This window comes from Microbacterium sp. 3J1, from assembly GCF_001049495.1.
Lineage (GTDB): Bacteria > Actinomycetota > Actinomycetes > Actinomycetales > Microbacteriaceae > Microbacterium.
The window spans coordinates 200,550-223,296 of sequence record NZ_CDWI01000011.1; the positions used below are offsets into that span (position 1 = coordinate 200,550).

A 22,747-nucleotide genomic window follows, 5' to 3' on the forward strand; every position below is an offset into this window, starting at 1 on the left:
AATCCGTTGTCAGAGGAGCATGTCATGACCGACCGTTACTTCAACGCCCCCCTCTCCGAGGTCGATCCCGAGATCGCGCAGGTCCTGGACCGCGAGCTCCGGCGCCAGCAGACGTTCCTCGAGATGATCGCCTCCGAGAACTTCGTGCCCGTCTCCGTGCTGCAGTCGCAGGGGTCGGTGCTGACGAACAAGTACGCCGAGGGCTACCCGGGCCGCCGCTACTACGGCGGCTGCGAAGAGGTCGACGTCGCCGAGGAGCTCGCCATCCAGCGCGCCAAGGACCTGTTCGGCGCGGAGTTCGCCAACGTCCAGCCGCACTCGGGCGCATCCGCGAACGCCGCCGTCCTGCACGCGATCGCCCGGCCCGGCGACACGCTGCTCGGCCTCGCCCTCGACCAGGGCGGGCACCTGACCCACGGCATGAAGATCAACTTCTCGGGCCGTCTCTACGACATCGTCGCCTACGGCGTGGACCCCGAGACCTCGACGATCGACATGGACGAGGTGCGTCGCCTCGCGATCGAGCACAAGCCCAAGGTCATCATCGCCGGCTGGTCGGCCTACCCCCGCACCCTCGACTTCGCCGCCTTCCGCGCCATCGCCGACGAGGTCGGCGCGCTGCTCTGGGTCGACATGGCGCACTTCGCCGGACTCGTCGCCGCGGGGCTGCATCCGAACCCCGTGCCGCACGCGCACGTCGTGTCGTCGACCGTGCACAAGACCATCGGCGGACCGCGCTCTGGCTTCATCCTCACGAACGACGCCGACCTCGCGAAGAAGATCAACACGGCCGTGTTCCCCGGCCAGCAGGGTGGTCCGCTCATGCACGTGATCGCCGCCAAGGCGACCGCGTTCAAGCTCGCAGGCACCCCCGAGTTCAAAGAGCGCCAGGAGCGCACGGTGCGCGGAGCGTCCATCCTCGCCGAGCGCCTCTCGCAGCAGGACGTGAAGGATGCCGGCATCGGCGTGCGCTCGGGCGGGACCGATGTGCACCTCGTGCTCGTCGACCTCCGCGACGCCGAGATCGACGGCAAGCAGGCCGAAGACCTGCTGCACGACATCCGCATCACCGTGAACCGCAACGCGGTGCCCAACGACCCGCGTCCGCCGATGGTCACCTCGGGGCTGCGCATCGGAACGCCCGCCCTCGCCACGCGCGGATTCGGCGACGCCGAGTTCACCGAGGTCGCCGACGTGATCGCCCTCGCGCTGCAGCCCGGTGCCGACGTCGAGGCGCTGCGGGCCCGCGTCGACGCGCTCGCCGCAGGCTTCCCGCTCTACCCGGACCTGCAGCAGTGACCGCGAAGATCCTCGACGGCAAGGCAGCGTCGGCCGCGATCAAGGCAGAGCTGACCGAGCGGGTCGCCGCGCTGAAGCAGAAGGGCATCGTCCCCGGCATCGCCACCGTGCTGGTGGGCGCCGACCCGGCGTCGCAGCTCTACGTGGGCATGAAGCACCGCCAGTCCGAGGCGATCGGCATGAACTCGATCCAGCGCGAGCTGCCGGCGGACGCCACCCAGGCCGATGTCGAGGCGCTGATCGACGAGCTCAACGCCGACGCCGACTGCCACGGCTACATCGTGCAGCTGCCTCTGCCGGCGCACATCGACACGGATGCGATCCTCGAGCGGATCGACCCCGCGAAGGATGCCGACGGGCTGCACCCGACCAACCTCGGCCGGCTCGTGCTCAACGTCAACAACCCGATCCACACCCCGCTGCCGTGCACGCCGCGCGGGGTGATCGAGCTGCTGCTGCGCAACGGCTACGACTTCGCCGGCACGCACGTGGTGGTCGTGGGGCGCGGCGTGACGATCGGCCGCTCGATCGGGCTGCTGCTGACGCGGCGCGACCTGAATGCCACGGTCACGCTCACCCACACGGGCACGGTCGACATGCGGCGGTATCTGCGCGAGGCGGATGTGATCGTCGCCGCCGCCGGGGTGAAGCACCTCATCCGTGCGGAGGACGTCAAGCCGGGCGCCGCCGTGCTCGACGTGGGCGTGACACGGGTGACCGACCCCGAGACCGGCAAGAACCTGGTCTTCGGCGACGTGCATCCGGACGTGTCGGAGGTCGCCGGCTGGGTGTCGCCGAACCCGGGTGGAGTCGGCCCGATGACGGTCGCACTGCTCATGACCAACGTCGTCGAGGCGGCCGAACGCCTCGTCTGAGCATCCGCCCGCTCTCGCAGAGACGCAGAACGTCGCAGGGGATCGCGTGATCCCCTGCGACGTTCTGTGTTCCTGCTGCCTGTCGCGGGTCAGCCCAGCTCGTCGAGCATGCGCCGCTGCTCGGGGGTGAGGCCGTCATCGGGCTCGGAACGCGCATCCTCGCCGGCAGAGGAGGCCGGAGCGGATGAGGAGGGTGTGCGGGACACGCGCGCCTGCACGACGTCGTAGAGCTCGCCCGCCTTGGCGCGCAGCCTGTCGTCGACCTGGTCGTAGATCATCCATCCGATCAGCAGAAGCAGGGGCGGGAGCACATAGCTCCAGAACCCGGAGGCGCGCACTCCGCTCAACCACACCACCGCGACCCAGATGAGGAGCTCGACGAGGTAGACGAGGACGTACTGCACGATCTTCTCGCCGAGCATCGTGCGATCGGCGGCCGACTTCGCGGCGGCCTTGCGGAAAGCGGCCGTGAGCGCCGGCTTCACGAAGAGGGCGGCGAGCGTGAGGATGACGGCCGCCCAGAGTGCGTCGAACCCGACGGTCACCCCGGGGGATACCGCGCCGAGCAGCAGCAGGACCACGACGGTGAACGCGTAGAGCGCGATGAACCGGACGATTCCGTTCTTCATCCGTCCAGACTTCCACACTCCCGCATGCGCGGCATCTCCGTCGGCCGGACGGCAATCAGCGCGCGGGAAAGGCGCGCTCGACCGCATCGACCACCGTGTCGTAGACGGACTCCCACGGCACGAGCGGGGGAGTGACCCCGGCGAGTTCGAGACTCACGGCGCCGTGCACCTGCGCCCAGACGGTCAGAGCGGCGGCCATCACGTCGGACTCCTCGACGCGAGCGGCGAGCGACCGCACGAGCGGTGCCATAGCCGTGCTCATGGTCGCGTCGTCGGGGCGGCAGTCCTCGGTCGCCACTCCGCCGCCGAACATGAGGCGGTAGAGTGCGGGATTCTCCATCGCCCACGTCCGGTACGCGAACCCGAGGGCGCGAAGCCCCTGCGGTTCGGCGGCGGCCTGCGCCTCACCGAAAGACGCGAACGCGTGCTCGATGACGGCCACGAGCAGCTCGGTCTTTCCTCCGAACAGTGCGTACACCGCCGACGTCGACGTGCCGGCGCTCTGCGCGATGTCACGGAGGCTGATCCGCTCGGGACCCTTGTCGTCCACCATCTCGGCGGTCGCATCCAGCAGGCGACCGCGGAGGGCGTCGTCGTACAGAGGTGGTCTTGCCATGGGGCCGATCCTATCGTAACGTTGTTCCATAACACCGTTACGCAATATCGTTCGAAGGAGTGCGGCATGACTCAGCAGGTCTTCCCAGGTCGTTTCACGGCCGCGTCCGATCGCACGGACGTCACCGTGTTCCTGATCGGCATGCGTGCCAATCGCTGGTGGCAGCTGGGGAAGGTGTGGTGGACGGCCAGCAGGATGCCGCCCATGCTGATCCACCTCGGCACTCACCCGGACGCGGGGATGCTGGGCGCGCACAGCTGGTTCGGCCGGACGACGCTGCTGCTCTCGTATTGGGAGAGTCCCGAGCACCTGCAGCGCTTCGCCGCGGATCGCGAGGCGCCGCACCTGCAGCCCTGGCGGGACTTCATGCGCACGCTGCAGGGGACCGGAAGCGTGGGCATCTGGCACGAGACGTATCAGGTGCCCGTCGCGGACCTCGAAGCGGTCTACGTCGACATGCCCGCGTTCGGGCTCGCGGCGGCGACCGCACATGTTCCGGTGGGGCCGGGCATGAAGACGGCGCGCCAGCGGATGGGGCGCTGACGCGCCGTCGTCGTGAGGGGTCAGCCCTGCGGGTGGAGGGTGCTCTCGATGTTCGTGATGCGGGCCTGGTCGTCGAAGCGGAAGGTCGCGGTGCCGGTCGTGTCAGAGACGGTGGCTCCGGAGAACGACTCGTCGGTCCAGTTCAGAGTCCATCCTGCGAGCCGCGCGGCATCCCACACCCCGGTGCGGGCATCCGGCAGGGCGAGTTCGGAGAGGATGCGCGGTAGTGCGATCGCCGCGGAGGCGACCGTGAGCGGGGGGATCGGAGCATCGAGCACGAACACCGCGCAGGTGCCGCCGCCGACGGGTGCGACGTAGTACGGGGAGCGTCCGGTGAGCTCGACCGCGACGCCGCCGATCGTGTGCGCCGCCGCGCTGATCCACTCGTCGTCGCCCGCGGCGTCGGCGGGGAAGGGGAGTTCAGGGTCGGTGAGTGCGGCGATGCCGTGCTCGGCGCCGAATTCGCGCAGGGGAGAGGCCACGCCGGCCGCATCGCCCTGAGGGTGCGCCCAGGCCCACAGCAGCGAGCGCGGCCCCGGCGCGATCGTCGCGATGAGGTGCGCGCGGGCGACGAGCTGGCGGGTGGCGTCGGCGTTCGACGTGAAGGTGATGGTGCCCGCCGTCATGTCGGCATCCCAGCGATTGTCGCCGAGAGTCTCGAGGGCCGACGCGAGTGCGTCCTGACGGAGCGCGGTGAACAGTGCGGCACGGTCGGCGAGGGGCTGGAGCGCGGCGAAGGTCATGCCGACAGTCTGGCCCCGGTTGCTATGAATCCGCCAACCCGGCAGCGGAGACGTCAGTAGCTGGAACGGGCCGCGCCGTCGGATGCCGGGATGAATCGAGCGGCGAGCGCCTCGGAAGCCCGAGCCAGCAGCGCCACGTCGGCTCCGACGGCGACGAAGTCCGCGCCGGCAGCGATGTAGGCGTCCGCAGCGGACGGGTCGAAGGCGTTCACTCCGACCGACGTGCCGGCGGCCTTCACCGCGGTGAAGACCTGCTCGACGGCGGCGACGACATCGGGGTGCGTCTGCTGGCCGAGGTGGCCCATCGACGCCGAGAGGTCCGAGGGACCGACGAAGACCGCATCCACCCCGTCGACCGCCGCGATATCGGCCGCAGCCCGGACGCCGGCCGCAGTCTCGATCTGGACAGTCAGCGACGTGTGGCGCGACGAGTCGCGCAGGTAGTCGTCGACGCGGTTCCATCGCGCGCTGCGCGCGAGTGCGCTGCCGACTCCGCGGACTCCCTCGGGCGGATAGCGGGTCGCGGCGACGGCAGACCGTGCTTCGTCGGCCGACGACACCATCGGCACGATGATGTTCTGCGCACCGAGGTCGAGCACCTGCTTGATCGCGACGGCGTCGTTGGACGGCACCCGCACGACGGGGGTGATCGGGTACGCGGCGACGACCTGCAGCTGCAGCAGCGTGGACTCGAGGGTGTTCGCCGAGTGCTCCATGTCGATGAGCAGCCAATCGAGGCCGGATCCGGCGGCGACCTCGGTGACGAGCGCGCTCCCGGAGCAGGCCCACATCCCGATGAGTGGTCGGCTGGCTCCGGCGAGATGCTCGCGGAAGGAAGGACTCAGATGAAGCGGCATTCGATCGTTCCCATCGGTCCGTAGTCGCACAGCACCTCGTCGCCGCGCGACACCCACATCGGGCGCGTGAACGATCCTGCCAGGATGATCTCCCCGGCCTCCAGACGCGCGCCGTGCTGGTGGAACTTGTTCGCGAGCCACGCGACCCCGGTAGCGGGGTGGCCGAGGACGCCGGCGGCGACGCCCGTCTCCTCGATCTCGCCGTTCTTCGAGAGCACCCCCGGCACCCAGCGGAGGTCGATCTCATCGGGGCGCTTGCGCACCGTGCCCAGCACCATCGCGCCGTAGGCGGCGTTGTCGCTGATCGTGTCGACGATCGTCCGGCCCTCGAGCTCGATGTGGGAGTTGAGCACCTCGAGGGCCGGCACCGCATAGTCGATCGCCGCGAGCGCGTCGTCGAGCGTGCAGTCCGGACCCTCGAGCGGATGCTTGAGCACGAACGCCAGCTCGACCTCGATGCGCACGTTCGAGAAGTGGTCGACCGGGATCTCCGCGCCCGACGGGTGGACCGTGTCGTCGAACATCACGCCGTAATCCGGCTCGGTGATGCCCGTGGCCTGCTGCATCGCCTTGGAGGTCAGCCCGATCTTGCGACCGACCAGCGTGCGGCCGGCAGCGATCTGCGAGTCGCGCCACACTCCCTGGATCGCGTACGAGTCCTCCACCGTGGCCTCGGGGTACCTCGCCGTGATGCGCGGGATCACCCCGTGGCTCCGGTCGGCCTCGGCCAGTTCGGCAGCGATCTGCGTGACGGTGTCCGCTGACAGCATCCGTCTCTCCTCCGTGTTCGGAACGATTACAGCTGGTGGCCGAGCTTGTACTCGCCCTGCTTGTACTCGGGCATGTCCCGGTCGTCGTCCTGGCGCGTGTACGAGAAGCCGTCGGCGCCGATCGTGACGGCCATCTCGGAGCTGTCGGTGCGCGCGACGACGGGCTGGGGGGCGCCGTCGAGGTCGAGCACGAGCGAGGCCTCGGTGTACCAGGACGGCACGACCGGGTTGCCCCACCAGTCGCGGCGCTGGTTGTCGTGGACGTCCCACGTGATCACGGGGTTGTCGGGGTCACCGGTGTAGTAGTCCTGCGTGTACACCTCGACGCGGTGGCCGTCGGGGTCGCGGAGGTACAGGTAGAACGCGTTCGAGACGCCGTGGCGACCGGGTCCGCGCTCGATCGCGTCGGAGCGGCGGAGCGCGCCGAGCTTGTCGCAGATCGCGAGGATGTTGTGCTTCTCGTGGGTAGCGAAGCACACGTGGTGCATGCGCGGACCGTCGCCGCCGGTCATCGCCGTGTCGTGCACGGTGGGCTTGCGGCGCATCCACGCGGCGTAGACGGTGCCCTCGTCGTCCTGGATGTCCTCGGTGACCCGGAACCCGAGGTCCTGCATGAACTTCACGGCACGGGGCACGTCGGGGGTGACCTGGTTGAAGTGGTCGAGCCGTACGAGCTCACCGGGGATGTGCAGGTCGTAGCGCCACGACATCCGCTCGACGTGGTCGGACTGGTGGAAGAACTCGACGGGGAACCCGAGCGGGTCGACCACGCGCACCGAGTCGCCGACGCCCTTCACGAAGCCGTCGGGGTTGCGGCGGACGTCGCAGCCGAGCTCGGTGTAGAACTCGACGGCGCGATCCAGGTCCTCCGCCGAACGCACCCGGTACGAGAACGCGGCCACCGCGGCGATCGGGCCCTTGCGCAGCACGAGGTTGTGGTGGATGAACTCCTCCGTCGAGCGGAGGTAGATCGCCTCGTCGTCCTCCTCGGTCACGTACAGGCCGAGGACGTCGACGTAGAACACCCGGGAGGCCGCGAGGTCGGTGACGACCAGCTCCATGTAGGCGCAACGCAGCACGTCCGGCGGAGTGCTCTCGGGCGTCGCGATCGGGTTGTCGGTCTGGATGGGAGCCTCCTGGCTCACGTAGTAGCCCGAGGAGGTCAGCGTCATCTCTTGGCGGTTCGTCATGTCAGCGTCCTTGCTCGCGAAGTGGTCAGCGGGGGTCCGGGTCGTCGAGATCGGTGGGCTCGTGCGGATCCTGCTTGCCGAAGGTGGGGTTGTGTGCACCGCCGAGCGTGATGTGCACGCTCTGCTGGTCGGTGTAGAAGTCGATCGAGCGGTAGCCGCCCTCGTGGCCGAGGCCCGAGGCCTTCACGCCGCCGAACGGGGTGCGGAGGTCGCGCACGTTGTTGCTGTTCAGCCACACCATGCCTGCTTCGACCGACTGCGCGAAGTTGTGGGCGCGCGTCAGATCGTTCGTCCAGATGTAGGCGGCGAGGCCGTACTTCGTGTTGTTGGCGAGCGCGAGCGCCTCCTCGTCGGAGTCGAACGGGGTGATCGCGACGACCGGCCCGAAGATCTCCTCCTGGAAGATGCGCGCATCGGGGGAGACGTCGGCGAAGACCGTCGGCGCGACGAAGTTGCCCTCGTCGAATCCCTCGGGGCGTCCGCCGCCGGCGACGAGGCGGCCCTCGGTCTTGCCGATCTCGACGTAGCTCATCACCTTGTCGTAGTGCTCGGGGTGCACGAGAGCTCCCACCTCGGTCGCCGGGTCGTGGGGGTAGCCCACCGTGACCCGCTTGGCCTGCGCCGCGTAGCGTTCGACGAACTCGTCGTAGATCGACCGCTCGACGATGATGCGCGAGCCGGCGGTGCAGCGCTCGCCGTTGAGGGAGAAGACACCGAAGATCGTGGCGTCGACGGCGGCCTCGAGGTCGGCATCGGCGAAGACGACGGCCGGGGACTTTCCGCCGAGCTCCATCGACAGACCCTTGAGGAACGGGGCGGCGTTGCCGAAGATGATCTGCCCGGTGCGGCTCTCGCCGGTGAACGAGATGAGCGGGACGTCGGGGTGCTTGACCAGGGCGTCGCCGGCGTCTTCACCGAGACCGTTGACGAGGTTGAAGACGCCCTTCGGGAGTCCGGCCTCCTCGAAGATGCCCGCCCACAGCGATGCGGAGAGCGGCGTGAACTCGGCCGGCTTCAGCACGACGGTGTTGCCTGTCGCCAGCGCGGGCCCGAGCTTCCACGACTCGAGCATGAACGGCGTGTTCCACGGCGTGATGAGACCCGCGACGCCGATCGGCTTGCGGTTGACGTAGTTCATCTGCTTGCCCGGCACCTTGAAGGCGTCATCGGACTGCGCGACGATCAGGTCGGCGAAGAAGCGGAAGTTCTCTGCGGCACGACGCGCCTGACCGAGCGCCTGCGTGATGGGGAGGCCGGAGTCGTAGGACTCGAGCTCGGCGAGGCGCGCGTCACGGGACTCGACGATGTCGGCGATCTTGTGCAGCACGCGCGAGCGCTCACGAGGGAGCATCCGGGGCCAGGGCCCCTCGTCGAACGCGCGCTTCGCGGCGGCGACGGCGAGCTCGATGTCGGCCTTCTTGCCTGCGGCTGCGGTCGTGTAGGTCTGGTTCGTCACCGGATCAAGGACGTCGAAGGTGTCGCCGTCGGTCGAGTCGACGAAGGCGCCGTCGATGTAGTGCCGGATGTGATCGGGCAGGTCTGCGGGAATGCGGGAATCGGTCATGACGCGTCTCCTGAATCGTGGTGAGAACGGGCGTGAAGGGCATCGAGGAACGCGTCCCTCGTGCGCCAACGGTGGTTTCGGGCGGCGAGCTCGATCTCGAGGGGATCCGCATCCGCTCTGATCAGCTCGAGGATCTGGGTGTGCTCCTCGACGGAGTGCTGGGCACGGCCGGGGACATACGCGAACGTCGAGTCGCGGATGCCGGAGAGCCGCGCCCACCCGCGGTGCACGAGGTCGAGCAGGTGCGGGTTGGGGCACGGCTCGAAGAGCAGCGAGTGGAACTGGCGGTTGAGCTCGGTGAAGGCATGGGCGTCGAGGTGCCCGAGCATCTGCGTCATCCGCTCGTTGACCTCCTCGGCAGCGTCCAGCGTCGCGGCGTTTAGCAGCGGAGCAGACAGTGCCGTCGCCGCGCCTTCGACCAGCCCGAGCGTCTGCATCGTGTGGGCGTACTCGCTCTCGTCGACGAGGGTGACGCGGGCGCCGACGTTGCGTTCGAACGTCACGAGCCCCTCGGCCTCCAGGCGACGGATCGCCTCGCGCACCGGGACGACGCTCATGCCGAGCTCGTCGGCGATCGACCCGAGCACGAGCCGGTACCCGGGGCCGAACGCATGCCCCGAGATCCGGGAGCGGATCCAGGCGTACGCCTGCTCCGACTTGCTGGCACTCGAGACGGTGCTCATCGCTCGTCCTCGTCCCCGTTCTCGGGCGCGGGTGCGGAGGCGCGTGCGGATGCCGGCGCGGCCGCGGTGGCGGCCTCGTACTTCGCCCGCCAGTCGGCGTTGAGGGGGAACAGCCCGTCGACCGGGTGCCCGGCGGCGACCTGCTCGGCGATCCAGGCGTCCTCGATCTCCTGGGCCAGGGCGGCGTCCACCACCTCGTCGACGAGCGAGGGCGGGATGACGATGACGCCGTCTCCGTCGCCCACGATGATGTCGCCGGGCTGCACGGTCGCGCCGCCGCAGGAGATGGTCACGTCGACATCCCAGGGGACGTGCCTGCGACCGAGGACCGACGGGTGCGCGCCCTGCGAGAACACGGGCAGCCCGATCTCGGCGACAGCGTCGAAGTCGCGCACACCGCCGTCGGTGACGACTCCGGCCGCCCCTCGGGCACGGGCGCGGAGCGCGAGGATGTCGCCGAGAGTGCCGGTCGTCGCGTCGCCGCGGGCCTCGATCACGATGACCTCGCCCTCGTCGACGGCGTCGAACGCGCGCTTCTGGGCGTTGTAGCCGCCGCCGTGCGACGCGAAGAGGTCTTCGCGGAAGGGGACGAATCGCAGGGTCTTCGCCGTGCCGACGATCTTGGATCCGGCGATGTTCGCCGCGACGCCGTCGACGAAGCACGAGTGGTGCCCCCGCTTGCGCAGCTGCGCCGACAGGCCTGCGGTCGGCGCCTCGAGCAGCTTGGCGCGGAGTTCGGGGGAGAGCCGCGCACCGGGCTGCTCTTCGGACGGGAGGCCCGCCGCGTCGCGGGAGCCCCATGCCTCGGTGCGCTGCAGGTCGTCGACGGCGGGGAGCGAGCCGAGGTCGCCGTCGAAGGGGACCTCGCCCTGCGTGACGGTGGTGACGAGTCGGCCCGAGGAGGGGGAGTCATCGGCGTCCGGAGCATCGACCTCGACCTCGACGACGTCGCCAGGGACGACGACGGACGAGCCGGCGGGTGTGCCGGTGAGGATCACGTCGCCGGTCTCGAGGGTGAAGTGCTGCGACAGGTCGGCGACGAGCTGCGCGAGCGGGAAGATGAGACCGGCCGTGGTGTCGTCCTGACGGAGTTCGCCGTTGACCCAGGCGCGCACGCGCAGCGCTGCGGGATCGACCGAGCGGGCGTCGATGAGCTCGGGGCCGAGCGGGGTGTAGCCGTCGCCGCCCTTGGAGCGGACGTTCGACCCCTTGTCGTTCGCCCGCAGATCGTAGAGGCCGAGATCGTTGGAGGCCGTGACCGCGGCGACGTGCTCCCAGGCGTCTTCGAGCGAGACGCGACGCGCGGGGGTGCCGATCACGAGAGCGATCTCGCCCTCGAAGGCGAGGAGCTCCGTGCCGGCCGGGCGCTCGACGGTGCCGCCGGAGACTCCGATGGAGCTCGCGGGCTTGAAGAAGTACGAGGGTGCAGCCGGGCGGCGACCTCGCTGGTCGGCACGAGAGGCATAGCTCAGGTGGATCGCGATGATCTTGCCGGGGCGGGTGATGGATGCCGTCACGGGGCGCCTCCTCGCGCTGTCGCCGGCGCCGGAGCGCTGGATCCGACGCCTTGTGCGTCGTATCCGAAATCATATATCATCGTGTCACCCCTCGGCAAGCAACTCGATCACCTCGTAACGCGAGCCGTGACAATGCGGTCACAATCAAAGGAGACACCCCCATGAGCGGGCAGTCACAAGCTGGGTTCACGCCCACCGGAACCATCGCGACAGCGGCCGACCGGCGCCGCGTCGTCTTCGCCACCGTCGTCGGCACCACCGTCGAGTGGTACGACTTCTTCATCTACGCCACGGCCGTCGGCCTCGTCTTCGGTCAGCTGTTCTTCGAGCCTCTGGGAGCCAACAGCGCACTCATCGCGTTCGCGACCGTGGGCGTGAGCTTCCTCTTCCGGCCGCTCGGAGCGTTCCTGGCCGGACACTACGGCGACAAGCTCGGACGCAAGACCGTGCTCATGTGGACGCTGATCCTCATGGGCGCCGCCACGGCGCTCATCGGCATCCTTCCGACGTACGAGGCGATCGGCATCGCCGCGCCCGTGCTCCTCGTGCTCCTGCGCATCATCCAGGGCATCTCCGCCGGCGGCGAGTGGGGCGGAGCGGTGCTGATGGCCGTCGAGCACGCGCCGCGCAAGAAGCGTGGCATCTTCGGCGCCTCGCCGCAGATCGGCGTTCCGCTCGGACTGCTGCTGGCCTCGGGCGTCATGGCGCTCATGACGGCGATCGCCCCCGGCGACCAGTTCCTCGAGTGGGGCTGGCGCATCCCGTTCCTGCTCAGCGTCGTGCTGATCCTCGTCGGCTACTACGTGCGCCGCCGGGTCGAGGAGAGCCCTGTCTTCACCGAGCTCGCCGAGCGCAAGGAGAAGGCGAAGATGCCGATCGTGCAGCTCTTCCGCAAGCACCTGCTGCTCGTGATCATCGCGGCGTTCGTGTTCGCCGGCAACAACGCCGTCGGCTACATGACCACCGGCGGTTACATCCAGGGCTACGCCACCAACCCCGAGGGGCCGATCGGCCTCGAGCGCGGTCCGGTGCTGTGGGCTGTGGCCGGCTCCGCAGTGACCTGGCTGCTCACGACCCTGCTCGCCGGCTGGATCTCCGACCGGATCGGCCGCCGCACGACGTACCTCATCGGCTGGGTGATGCAGCTCGTCGGCGTCTTCACGCTGTTCCCCCTGGTCAACACGGGCGAGATCGGCCTGCTCTTCGCAGGACTCGCGATCCTCACCATCGGCCTCGGCTTCACCTACGGCCCCCAGGCCGCGCTCTACACGGAGCTCTTCCCCGCGAGCATCCGCTTCTCCGGCGTCTCGATCTCGTACGCGATCGGTGCGATCGCGGGCGGCGCGTTCGCGCCCACCATCGCCACGGCCATCGTGCAGGCCACGGGGTCGACCCAGGCGGTCACGTGGTACCTCGCAGGCATGACGGTGCTCGGATTCATCGCGACGCTGCTGCTGCGCGATCGCTCCGGCATCCCGCTGGGCCCGGATCACGAGGACGAGCAGTCCGTGAGCCCGATCTACGGATTCGCCAAGGCCTGACCCGGACGTCGCCGCGCTCCCGCCGCATCCTCCTCTCCCCGCTTCTTGCGACCGGCGGGGCAGGGTGCGGCGGGAGCGTTCGTGTGTGCTCGTGTGTGCTCGTGTGTGCTCGTGTGTGTGCTCGTGCCTGCGGGTGTGAGTGCGAGTGTGTGCTCGTGTGTGCCGGCGTCGCCGGTGGAGACGAGGTCTGGCGCGCGGAGGGTCAGCCCTCGAGTGCGGAGCGGATGACGGCCGCCGACTCCCGCAGCCGGCGGGCGATCGTCGCATCGTCGAGGTCGGTCGCCACATGCACGACGGCGATCGCGGCGGGGCGGTGTCCGCGCAGGGCGAGCGGCACCGCGATCGAACGCACGGTGGGGATCACCTCGTCGTGGCTGGTCGTGAAGCCCTGCTCCCGTGCCGCACCGACCTCGCTGCGGAGGGATGCCGGCCCGCCCTCGGGCCACTCCGCGGGCGAGAGCTGGGTGAGGATCGCCTTGCCGGGGGCGCCGACCGTCACGGGATGACGGGCTCCGGGGCGCTGGGCGACGCTCGCGATCGCGTGGCGCGGCTCGACGCTCGCCAGGGTGATGCAGTCGTCGCCGTCGAGCACCGCGAGGAAGCATGTCATGCCGAGCTCGTTCGCGATCGCGGTCAGCTCGGGGAGGGCCTCGGCCTGAAGGTCGTGGGCCACGCCCGCCGCCAGCGCCGCCATGCGCGGCCCCAGCGTGACCGCGCCCGCGGCGTCGCGGCCGACGAGCCGGTGGTCTTCCAGGGTGCGCAGCAGTCGATATGCGATCGAACGGTGGACGTCCAGTCGGCCGGCGATCTCGTCGATCGTCAGCGCTCCGCGAGCGTCCGCGAGCACCTCGAGGATGCGGATGCCGCGGCTCAGCGTCTGAGAGGCGGGTGCGTGCGGCATGTGGGTGCTCCCTTGCATCCGGCGGGGGTGCTGTCTAAGCTGTGTTCATTAGTAGAACACTGTGTTCGAATATAGAACACGCGATGTTCGCTCCGCAACCCCGACAGCGATGTCCGGAAGGAATCGACGACGATGCAGTTCCACCACCACGGCTATGTCTCGGGTGACCCGAGGGTCCTTCCGGCCCAGGTCGCCGAGCGAAGCGCCGATCTTCCCGACGAGATCGACGTCCTCATCGTCGGCTCGGGACCGGCGGGCATGCTGCTCGCGGCGCAGATGTCGCAGTACCCCGGGGTGACGACCCGGATCATCGAGAAGCGCGAGGGTCGCCTCGTGCTCGGTCAGGCCGACGGCATCCAGCCCCGCAGTGTCGAGACGTTCCAGGCGTTCGGGTTCGCGGAGCGCATCGTCGCCGAGGCGTACAACATCGGCTGGATGAACTTCTGGGGCCCGAACCCGGAGAACCCCGGTGAGATCGTGCGCACGTCGCGCACCGCCGACTACGCCTATGACATCTGCGAGTTCCCGCACCTCATCGTCAACCAGGCCCGGGTGCTCGACTACTTCGCCGAGGCCGCAGCCCATGGTCCCGCCCGGATCGCCCCCGACTACGGCGTGGAGTTCGTCGGTCTGACCGTGCACGACGAGGGGGAGTTCCCCGTCGAGGTGAGCGTGCGCCACGTCGCCGGGGAGCGCGCGGGCGAAGAGCGCACCCTGCGGGCGAAGTACGTCGTCGGCTGCGACGGGGCGCGCAGCGGCGTGCGCCAGGCGATCGGCCGCACCCACGTCGGCGCCAGCGCCGCGCACGCCTGGGGCGTCATGGACGTTCTCGTGAACACCGACTTCCCCGACTGGCGCACCAAATGCGCGATCAACTCGGAGGCAGGGAACATCCTGCACATCCCGCGCGAGGGCGGGTACCTCAGCCGCATGTACATCGACCTCGGCGAGGTCGCGGCGGACGACGACCACGCCGTGCGGCGCACGCCGATCGAGGAGATCATCCGCAAGGCGAACGCGATCCTCAGCCCGTACACCCTCGACGTGAAGGAGGTGGCCTGGCACAGCGTCTACGAGGTCGGCCACCGGGTCACCGACGGCTTCGACGATGTCATCGACGGATCGGGGCGCACGCCCCACGTGTTCCTCACGGGCGACGCGTGCCATACGCACAGCGCCAAGGCCGGGCAGGGCATGAACGTCTCGATGCAGGACGGGTTCAACCTGGGGTGGAAGCTCGGCTCGGTGCTGACCGGTCGGGCGCCCGAGGCGCTGCTCGCCACCTACGGCGCCGAGCGGCGGCCGGTCGCGCAGCAGCTGATCGACTTCGATCGCGAGTGGTCGTCGCTCATGGCGCGCAAACCTTCGGAGATCACGGATCCGAACGACCTCGCCACCTACTACCTCGCCACCGCCGAGTTCCCCTCCGGGTTCATGACGCAGTACACGTCGTCGATGATCACCGGGACGGACGCGCATCAGGCCCTCGCTGCGGGATACCCCCTCGGCAAGCGGTTCAAGTCGGCCGAGGTCGTGCGGGTGGGAGACGGCAACGCGATCCACCTGGGTCACCACGCCAAGGCTGACGGGCGTTGGCGCGTGTACGCCTTCGGAGACAGGGACGGTTCGGCACTCGAGGCCTGGGCGGATCGTGCGGCGCCGCTGTTCGCGCGCTTCACCCCGGCGGATGCCGATGCGGACGCGGTCTTCGACGTGAAGGCGATCTACCAGCAGCCGTACGAGGAGGTGGAGGTCACGTCGACCCCGGCGCTCTTCCAGCCGAAGACCGGCCCGCTCGGGCTGACCGACTGGGAGAAGGTCTACGCCGCCGGTCCGTCGAAGTGGACGACCACCGACATCTTCGAGGCGAGGGAGCTGTCGCGGGACGGCGTCGTCGTGGTGGTCCGTCCCGACCAGTACGTCGCGGCGATCCTTCCGCTCGACGGCGTCGAGGAGTTGGCCGCATTCTTCGACGGGGCGCTGCTGCCGGCATCCTGAGCGCTTCGCCGGGGTGCGGGTGTGTGGCGTCGCGTGCGCGCGCTCGCTCTCCTCGCGCCCCTCGCGCCGGCTCGCGCCGCCTCGCGCCGCGTCGGGCGGAGTTCTCCCTGCGGGGCGGATGAGTGGGCGGGATTCCTCCGCCCGTGGCGGAGTTCTCCTCCCCACGTGTAGGGGTCGGCCTTCGGGTCGCGGTCACGACGCGTAGGGCGGAGTTCTCCTCCTGGCGCGTAGGGGCTGCCCTCGAGTCGAGGCCGCGACGCGTAGGGCGGAAGGGGGTCCTCGGGGCGAGATCACGACGCCTCGGGCGGAGTTCTCCCTGTGGGGCGGACGAATGGGCAGGATTCCTCCGCCCGTGACGGAGTTCTCCTCGCCCCGCGGAGGCGGCGATCTTCGGGGCGAGGCCACCACGCGTCGGGCGGAGTTCTCCCTATGGGGCGGACGACTGGGCAGGATTCCTGCGCCCGCGACGGAGTTCTCCTCCCGACGCGTAGGGGCGGGGAACGCGGGAACGCGGAGACGCGGAGGGGGCGCGGGACGCGGGGGACGCGGAAGTGGCGCGGAAGTGGTGATGGCGGGGCGGCGGATGCTCTGGTGCGATGTCCGTGGCCCCGCGTAGCTTGAGACCCGGACGGGCGCCGACGCCCGCCGAGAGGAGAGCGTGATGGATTGGAAGATCGAGTTGATCTTCGTCCCGGTCTCGGATGTCGACCGGTCGAAGGCGTTCTACGAGAAGATCGGCTTCAACGCCGACCATGACCAGGTGCCATACGAGGGCCTGCGCTTCGTGCAGATGACTCCGCCGGGGTCGGCTTGCTCGATCGCCTTCGGCTCGGGGCTCGGCGAAGGGCTCGAGCCCGGGCAGCAGAACACGATCCAGGTGGTCGTTCCGGATGCCGATGAGGCGCTCGCACATCTGCGAGGCCTCGACGTCGAGGCGCAGGGCGTCGACGAACAGGCGTGGGGCCGGTTCGTGACGTTCGACGATCCGGACGGCAACACGTGGACGCTGCAGGAGCTGCCCGACTACAGCGCGCAGAGCTGAGCGGAGCGCTGAGGTCGGCACGAAGCGGGCGCCGACCTCAGCGCTCGATCTCCAAGCTCAGCGGATGCGATTGCGGATGTGGTCGCGGTGGGTCACCGGAGGCGGGTGGCGCCGCCCGAGACCTCGACGCCACCGCTCGGCGGGATCGTCACGGTGATGAGGCTCGGGCGACGCACGTGCGCGCCCTGGTGGATGCGGATCGTCGACTCCCCATGTCCCAGGTCTCGTAGGTAGGCGCCTGTCGACGCGGCGGCCGAGCCGGTGGCCGGGTCCTCCGTGATGCGGCCTACGGGGAAGAGGTTGCGCGCATCGAAGTCCGTCGCGCTCGCCGCATGGAGCACCGTGACAGTGCCGAGCCAGTCCTGCTCACGCATGAGAGCAGCGACCTCGACCGGGGAGAACCGGAACTGATCGAACAGCTCGCGATCAGCGATCACGATCACGGGATGCCAGTTGCCGGCGAAGGCCTCGCGCGGAGGGAAGCTCGCATCGAGGTCGGAGCGTGTGACACCGAGAAGCGCGAGCAGACGATCGAGCACCGCAGGGTCGAGTTCCCGCACCTGAGGCTCCACGCTCGTGAACGACACCGTCACGGCGCCGTCCTCGACCCGCGACCGCAGGCTCACGGGGCCCGCGTTCGTGTCGAACACGACATCCCCCGCACCGTCGCGTTCGGCGAGGGCCACGGCGGTGGCGACCGTCGCATGCCCGCAGAACGGCACCTCCGCCACCGGCGACCAGTAGCGCGCGCGGTAGCGGGTCACGTTCTCGGCATCCGTACGACTGACGAGGAACGCGGTCTCCGAGAAACCGACGTCCCGTGCGATGCGCTGCATGTCGGCATCCGTCAGCTCGCTCGCGTCGAGCACGACGCCCGCAGGATTGCCGCCCTCGGGCGTCGCGGCGAACGCGCTGAACCGGAGCACATCGACATCATCTGACATGTCGACGAGCCTATCGATCGCTCGGATCACGAGTTCACGCGGATGATCTCCTGCTGGTACGGCGCGATCACATCACCAGAGATCCGGAGGTCGAGCAGCAGGAATCGCCGCGATGCGGCATCCTCCTCGGCCCACGTGCGCAGCCGGTCGAGATCGGCCAGCGTCCGCACCGCCACCCCTTCGGCGCCGACGGCGGCGCCGAAGGCCGCGAAGTCCACCTCGGGGATGCGCATCGGGCCCTCCGCGAGTCCCTTCAGGCCGTAGAGGTTGACCTCCGCGCCGTACGCCGCGTCGTTCCAGATCACCGCGATTCCCCGGCCCTGAGCCGCGCGGACCGCAGATTCGAGGTCGGCGATCGCCATGAGACCGCCGCCGTCTCCCGAGGTGAGGACGACCGTCGACTCGCGACGGGCGAGAGCAGCTCCGACGACGCTCGGCCAGCCCTGTCCGATGGACTGGAACGCGGTGCCGACCATCATCATGCGGTTGGGCGCCTCGACCGGCCAGTACATGTTCGCCCAGCCGATGAAGTGGCCGCCATCCGAGACGACGACCCGGTCGCTCGGCAGGAGTTCGGCGATGCGGCGTGCGGCGGACCGCGGGTCGAGGCGGCCGTCCGGGGCCAGCTCGTCGCCGGCGTCATAGGTGCGAGCGGCGGCGACGTCCACCGTCTCGCGCCACGGGCGGACGCTTTCCTCCGGCACGACAGCGGATGCCGCGCGCGACACGCCGGAGGCATCGGCGTCGTCGTCGGCGTGTCCGGCGTCGGCTCCGAAGCTGTGCCCCTGGGAGAGGGAAGGGGAAGGGGAGGGTGAGACGGAGGGGGAAGGGGAAGGGGAAGGGGAAGGGGAAGAGGAAGGGGAAGGGGAAGGGGAAGGGGAGGGCGAAGGGGACGGGGACGGGGAAGCCAGGGCGTCGATGCGCTCGACGAGAGCCTCTGCCGCGACGCGAGCATCGGCCCGGACGAAGCCGCCGACGTGCGGATGGGTCGCCGCCGGTGCGATGTCGACCTGGAAAACCCGGGTGCCGGGGGCGAACAGCTCGCCGAAGCGCATCGTGAACTGGTTGAGGGACGCGCCGAACACGACGGCGACGTCGGCGGTGCGCACGAGTTCCATGGCTCCGTCGGCGCCGAACCCTCCGGTCACGCCGAGGTCGTACTCCGTCGCGGGGAAGACGCCGCGGCCGAGGGCCGATGAGGCGGTGAGCGCACCCGTGCGGGCGGCGAGCTCTCCGAGGGCGGGCCCGGCGCCTGCGAGCCACGCACCCCGGCCGGCCAGGAGGAAGGGACGCGATGCCGAGCGGAGTGCGGCGGCGATCTCGTCGAGCATCCCGTCCGCGAACTCGCCGCGGGGGGTGAGCGGAGCAGGGAGGCGCGGCGCGGGAGCCTCGGGCACGGGGCCGGCCTCGAGCGACGCGACGTCGTAGGGGATCGCCAGCACGACCGGCACGCGGTACGTGAGGGCGTGTTCGATCGCGATGACGGTGGTCGCCGCGGCATCCGCTCGGCCGACGGTATAGGTGCGGGCTCCGACAGCGGAGGCGAGCGCGATCTGGTCGACGTCCCACGGACGCGGGCCCGACGTCGGCTCGTCGCCGACCACCAGGACGAGGGGCACATGAGCCTGCACCGCCTCGGCGAGGGCGGTGAGGGTGTTGGTGAATCCCGCGCCGTACGTCGAGGTGCCGGCGGCGATACGACCGGAGGCGCGGAAGTGCGCGTCCGCCGCGACGACCGCGCCCTGCTCATGACGCACCGCGGTGAAGACGGCATCGGTCTGCGTCTCGAGCGCATCGAGGAAGTAGGCGTTTCCGTTGCCCATGACGCCGAAGACGGCGTCGATGTGCTGGGCGAGAGTGAGTGCGACGTGCGCGGAGACGGTGGGCATGCGAGAGCCTTTCGAGACAGGGACGGAGATCGAGTGCGTTTCCGTATGTGTCTCGCCCGCGACGTCGCGGAGCTTCGTGCTTCTTTTTCAAGCACCGGCATCTCAGAATGCCGGACGGGTCGATTCTAGACCCGGCGCCGTGCAGGCGCGGGCCGTGCGGGAGAATGGCACGATGACGGATGCTTCGACCGAGCGCGAGACGCTCACCTGGGACGGCTTCGGATCGGCGACGAGGGATCTCGCGCGCCGCATCCTCGACAGCGGCTTCGAGCCCGAGGTCGTGGTGGCCATCGCTCGCGGCGGGCTGCTGCCGGCCGGCGCGATCGCCTACGGTCTCGGCGCGAAGAACTGCGGCGCGATCAACGTCGAGTTCTACACGGGGATCGGCACCGTGCTGGACGCCCCCGAGATCCTCCCGCCCGAACTCGACATGGCCTATCTCGACGGTCGCCGCGTGCTGCTCGTCGACGACGTCGCGGACTCCGGGCGCACCCTCGCCCTCGCCGTGCAGCTGCTGACCGACAAGGGCGCGGAGGTGCGGTCGGTGACGATCTACACCAAGCCGTCGACGATGATCCAGCCCGACTACGCCTGGAAGGACACCGACCTGTGGATCGACTTCCCGTGGTCGTTCCAGGGCACGGTGCGCGAAGAGGACCTCGGTCTCGCACCGACCGCGTGACAGCTGCGGTCAGCCGCGCAGCAGTGTGCGGAGCGTCTGGATGGTGTCGGCCTCGGCGACGGTCTTGTCGGGTCGATACGCCTTGACCCGCGCGAAGCGCAAGGCGATGCCGCCGGGGTAGCGCGGGGAGCGCTGCACCCCGTCGATCGCGATCTCCACGACGAACGCCGGACGCAGGAACACCGTGGATGCCGTGCGCCTCTCCTCGTGCTCGGGGAACGACGTCGTCTGCCAGCGCAGCAGCTCGTCGGTGAGGCCCTTGAAGGTCTTGCCGACCATCACGAGTCCCCCCGGCTCGCCGAACTCCCCGTCGGGATCGAGCGCGCCGAGATGCAGATTCGACAGCCACTCGCGCCGTCGGCCCGACCCCCACTCCGCGGCGAGCACGACGAGGTCGTAGGTCAGCACGGGCTTGACCTTCACCCAGGACTTGCCCCGTCGTCCGGCGGTGTAGCTCGACTCGATGCCCTTCACCAGCACGCCCTCGTGCCCGGCGGCCAGTGCGTCCCGCGACAGCTGCTCGGCCGCGTCGGGGTCGGCCGTGACGATGCCGGGCATGCGCCAATCGCCGACGACCCGTTCGAGCTCGGCGAGGCGTGCCGCGAGCGGTTCGTCGAGGAGGTCGCGGCCGTCGACGTGCAGGATGTCGAAGAACCAGGGTCGGAGAGCGAGGTCGCGCGAGGCATCGGCGCCGAAGCGCGACATCGTCTCCTGGAACGGCCGGGGACCGCCGTCTTCGTCCAACGAGAGCGTCTCGCCATCGAGGATCAGGTCGTCCGCGGGGAGCCGGCGCACGATGTCGACGATCTCGGGGACCCGATGCGTGATGTCGGCGAGACTGCGGGTGTACACGCTCACCTCGTCGCCGCGGCGATGCACCTGGATGCGCGCGCCGTCGAGCTTGTACTCGACGGACGCGGCGCCCGTGATCTCCAGCGCTGCGGTAGGAGTAGCGGCGGTCGACGCGAGCATCGGCAGCACCGGTCGACCGACGACGAGCCCGACGGCCTCGAGGTCGTCGGGCGAGCCGGTGAGGGCGAGGATCGCCGTCTCACCGAGATCGCCGGACAGCATGGCGGCGCGACGGACGAGCACGACCGGCCGATCGGCGGCCCGGGCGATCGCGTCGATCAGCACGCCGGCGAGTGCTCCGGTGCGGAGCTCGCCCAGCATCGCCCGCGAGAGGAAGTCCCACTCCGCGGCTGTGGCCTGAGCGGCGAGGCCCGACAGGATCGTGGTGCGGCGCCCCGCTGACCCGGATCCGGCGGATGCCGTGAGCGCATCGAACGCGGCATCGACGTCGGTCAGCGTCACGGTGGGTTCTGCCGCGTGCTGCACGTCGAGCGCCGCGATGCCGCGCCAGCCGACGCCGAGCCGCCCCTGCCGAGGAGCGGCGAGCAGGAGTCCGACGAGCGTAGGGATCTCCTCGCGGTCCGCGCGTGCGAGCAGCCGCGCGAGAGCGTCGATCTTGGCGAGGCGCGAACCGGTCGACGCGACCTCCTCGGCCGTGGCGACGACATCAGCGATCTTCATCGGGGCAGTCTCGCACCGGCATCCGACATCGGGCGATGCCCTTGCGGTCCCTGTTCGCGCGGCACTATGCGAGCATCGCGGGCGCGTCACCGCGCGGCACTATGCGAGCATCGCGGGCGCGTCACCGCGCGGCACTATGCGAGCATCGCGGGCGCGTCACCGTCCACGGAACTCGGGTCTGCGCTTCTGCTGGAACGCGGCGAAGCCCTCACGGTAGTCGTCGGTGCTCGACAGGGCCGCCTGTGCGGCGTTCTCCATCCCGATGGAGTCCCAGAGTCCGAGCCGCTCGTCGCGGATCCGGGCGACCAGCTGCTTGCTCGCGAGGAACGCCGCGGTGGCGCCGTGGGCGGCGGCCGCCGCCGCATCCGTCGTCGCGCTGATCACCTCGTCGTCGGGGAGGACACGGGAGAAGAGCCCCGCCGACACGGCCTCCGTTCCGCTCATCAGACGCCCTGTGTAGATGAGATCGAGAGTGCGGTGGGCGCCGAGGCGCTCGACGAAGAGCGCGTGCCCGCCGGAGTCCAGTGCGGCGCCCAGCGCGGCGAACGGAGAGCCGATCTTCGCCGACTCGGCGACGTAGACGACATCCGTCGCGATGAGCAGCCCGAGACCGACGCCCAGGCAGGCGCCGTGGGCGACTGCGAAGGTCGGGGCCGGGAAGCGCGACATCCGCTGCAGCAGCGGAGTCACGAGCTCGCCGAGATAGCCGATCACGTCGTCGGCTCGGGGGTCGACCGCCGAGATGTCGCGCCCGGCGCAGAACGCGCGCCCCTCACCGCGGAGCACGAGCGCGCGCACCCCGGCCGCCTCGGCCTCGCGATACGCCTCGCCGAGGTCGCTCACGGCCCGCTCGTCGAGTGCGTTCAGCTTCGACGGTGCGTTCAGGACGACGGTGGCGACGTCGTCGTCGATGACGAGATCGATCATGGGG

At 69.8% G+C, this 22,747-nt stretch carries 21 protein-coding genes; 7 read left to right on the forward strand and 14 right to left on the reverse strand.

The features are described 5' to 3' along the window. The first annotated feature begins 24 nt into the window (after positions 1-24). Positions 25-1,299: a serine hydroxymethyltransferase gene (gene glyA, locus BN2660_RS09970; protein WP_091231072.1), complete on the forward strand. Its 1,275-nt coding sequence runs from the start codon at positions 25-27 to the stop codon at positions 1,297-1,299. Then, a complete protein-coding gene (locus BN2660_RS09975) occupies positions 1,296-2,174 on the forward strand; it encodes a bifunctional methylenetetrahydrofolate dehydrogenase/methenyltetrahydrofolate cyclohydrolase (protein ID WP_091231075.1) in 879 nt (292 codons plus the stop codon). Before glyA ends, BN2660_RS09975 begins: the two co-directional genes overlap by 4 nt. A gap of 89 nt (positions 2,175-2,263) precedes the next feature. Here BN2660_RS09975 and BN2660_RS09980 read toward each other — a convergent pair whose 3' ends face one another. Together BN2660_RS09980 and BN2660_RS09985 are read right to left on the reverse strand one after the other, a co-directional pair. Continuing rightward, a complete protein-coding gene (locus BN2660_RS09980) occupies positions 2,264-2,803 on the reverse strand; it encodes a hypothetical protein (protein WP_091231077.1) in 540 nt (179 codons plus the stop codon). 55 nt (positions 2,804-2,858) lie between these two features. Then, the gene (locus BN2660_RS09985) at positions 2,859-3,419 is read right to left on the reverse strand and encodes a TetR/AcrR family transcriptional regulator (RefSeq protein WP_091231080.1); all 561 of its coding nucleotides are present in this window, start codon (positions 3,417-3,419) and stop codon (positions 2,859-2,861) included. A 66-nt stretch (positions 3,420-3,485) separates the two neighbouring features. Here BN2660_RS09985 and BN2660_RS09990 point away from each other — a divergent pair, with 66 nt between their 5' ends. Then, positions 3,486-3,962, forward strand: a complete 477-nt coding sequence (locus BN2660_RS09990) for a DUF4188 domain-containing protein (RefSeq protein ID WP_091231083.1) — start codon at positions 3,486-3,488, stop codon at positions 3,960-3,962. Positions 3,963-3,982: 20 nt separating this feature from the next. On the opposite strand, the gene BN2660_RS09995 is transcribed toward BN2660_RS09990, so the two are convergent. The 7 genes from BN2660_RS09995 to BN2660_RS10025 are packed head-to-tail and all read right to left on the reverse strand — an operon-like array spanning position 3,983 to position 11,286. After that, entirely contained in the window at positions 3,983-4,705 is a 723-nt protein-coding gene (locus BN2660_RS09995; RefSeq protein ID WP_091231086.1) for a DUF6882 domain-containing protein, read from the reverse strand. Between the two features lie 53 nt (positions 4,706-4,758). Further along, positions 4,759-5,562, reverse strand: coding sequence for an HpcH/HpaI aldolase family protein (locus BN2660_RS10000; RefSeq protein ID WP_091231089.1), 804 nt, complete (start codon positions 5,560-5,562; stop codon positions 4,759-4,761). Next, the gene (locus BN2660_RS10005) at positions 5,547-6,332 is read right to left on the reverse strand and encodes a 2-keto-4-pentenoate hydratase (RefSeq protein WP_091231092.1); all 786 of its coding nucleotides are present in this window, start codon (positions 6,330-6,332) and stop codon (positions 5,547-5,549) included. The genes BN2660_RS10000 and BN2660_RS10005 overlap by 16 nt, the downstream gene beginning before the upstream one ends. A 26-nt stretch (positions 6,333-6,358) precedes the next feature. Further along, complete coding sequence (gene hpaD, locus BN2660_RS10010) at positions 6,359-7,522, reverse strand: 3,4-dihydroxyphenylacetate 2,3-dioxygenase (protein ID WP_091231095.1); 1,164 nt, start codon at positions 7,520-7,522, stop codon at positions 6,359-6,361. A 25-nt stretch (positions 7,523-7,547) separates the two neighbouring features. Next, positions 7,548-9,086, reverse strand: coding sequence for a 5-carboxymethyl-2-hydroxymuconate semialdehyde dehydrogenase (gene hpaE, locus BN2660_RS10015; RefSeq protein ID WP_091231098.1), 1,539 nt, complete (start codon positions 9,084-9,086; stop codon positions 7,548-7,550). Then, positions 9,083-9,769, reverse strand: coding sequence for a GntR family transcriptional regulator (locus BN2660_RS10020; RefSeq protein ID WP_091231101.1), 687 nt, complete (start codon positions 9,767-9,769; stop codon positions 9,083-9,085). The genes hpaE and BN2660_RS10020 overlap by 4 nt, the downstream gene beginning before the upstream one ends. Continuing rightward, positions 9,766-11,286 (reverse strand): fumarylacetoacetate hydrolase family protein, encoded by a 1,521-nt coding sequence (locus tag BN2660_RS10025; RefSeq protein ID WP_091231104.1) that lies wholly within the window; start codon positions 11,284-11,286, stop codon positions 9,766-9,768. Before BN2660_RS10025 ends, BN2660_RS10020 begins: the two co-directional genes overlap by 4 nt. A gap of 161 nt (positions 11,287-11,447) precedes the next feature. Between BN2660_RS10025 and BN2660_RS10030 the strand changes: the two genes are divergently transcribed. Continuing rightward, the gene (locus BN2660_RS10030; protein ID WP_091231107.1) at positions 11,448-12,827 is read left to right on the forward strand and encodes an MFS transporter; all 1,380 of its coding nucleotides are present in this window, start codon (positions 11,448-11,450) and stop codon (positions 12,825-12,827) included. Between the two features lie 202 nt (positions 12,828-13,029). Here the strand turns inward: BN2660_RS10030 and BN2660_RS10035 are convergent, their stop codons facing one another. Next, positions 13,030-13,728: an IclR family transcriptional regulator gene (locus BN2660_RS10035; RefSeq protein ID WP_091231110.1), complete on the reverse strand. Its 699-nt coding sequence runs from the start codon at positions 13,726-13,728 to the stop codon at positions 13,030-13,032. Between the two features lie 132 nt (positions 13,729-13,860). Here BN2660_RS10035 and BN2660_RS10040 point away from each other — a divergent pair, with 132 nt between their 5' ends. Beyond that, positions 13,861-15,726 (forward strand): FAD-dependent monooxygenase, encoded by a 1,866-nt coding sequence (locus BN2660_RS10040; protein ID WP_091231113.1) that lies wholly within the window; start codon positions 13,861-13,863, stop codon positions 15,724-15,726. A 661-nt stretch (positions 15,727-16,387) separates the two neighbouring features. Beyond that, positions 16,388-16,768 (forward strand): VOC family protein, encoded by a 381-nt coding sequence (locus BN2660_RS10045; RefSeq protein ID WP_091231116.1) that lies wholly within the window; start codon positions 16,388-16,390, stop codon positions 16,766-16,768. 92 nt (positions 16,769-16,860) lie between these two features. Here the strand turns inward: BN2660_RS10045 and BN2660_RS10050 are convergent, their stop codons facing one another. Then, entirely contained in the window at positions 16,861-17,712 is an 852-nt protein-coding gene (locus tag BN2660_RS10050; protein ID WP_091233506.1) for a PhzF family phenazine biosynthesis protein, read from the reverse strand. Positions 17,713-17,738: 26 nt separating this feature from the next. Further along, positions 17,739-19,601 carry a thiamine pyrophosphate-binding protein gene (locus tag BN2660_RS16790; protein WP_255305112.1) on the reverse strand — a complete coding sequence of 621 codons (1,863 nt, stop codon included), beginning with the start codon at positions 19,599-19,601 and terminating at the stop codon, positions 17,739-17,741. Positions 19,602-19,773: 172 nt separating this feature from the next. Here BN2660_RS16790 and BN2660_RS10070 point away from each other — a divergent pair, with 172 nt between their 5' ends. After that, on the forward strand, positions 19,774-20,283 hold the full coding sequence (locus BN2660_RS10070) for a phosphoribosyltransferase (protein WP_091231119.1): 510 nt from the start codon (positions 19,774-19,776) through the stop codon (positions 20,281-20,283). A gap of 9 nt (positions 20,284-20,292) precedes the next feature. On the opposite strand, the gene BN2660_RS10075 is transcribed toward BN2660_RS10070, so the two are convergent. Further along, positions 20,293-21,816 carry an ATP-dependent DNA ligase gene (locus tag BN2660_RS10075; RefSeq protein ID WP_091231124.1) on the reverse strand — a complete coding sequence of 508 codons (1,524 nt, stop codon included), beginning with the start codon at positions 21,814-21,816 and terminating at the stop codon, positions 20,293-20,295. Between the two features lie 156 nt (positions 21,817-21,972). After that, positions 21,973-22,743: an enoyl-CoA hydratase/isomerase family protein gene (locus tag BN2660_RS10080; protein WP_091231128.1), complete on the reverse strand. Its 771-nt coding sequence runs from the start codon at positions 22,741-22,743 to the stop codon at positions 21,973-21,975. Between the last annotated feature and the right edge of the window lie 4 nt (positions 22,744-22,747).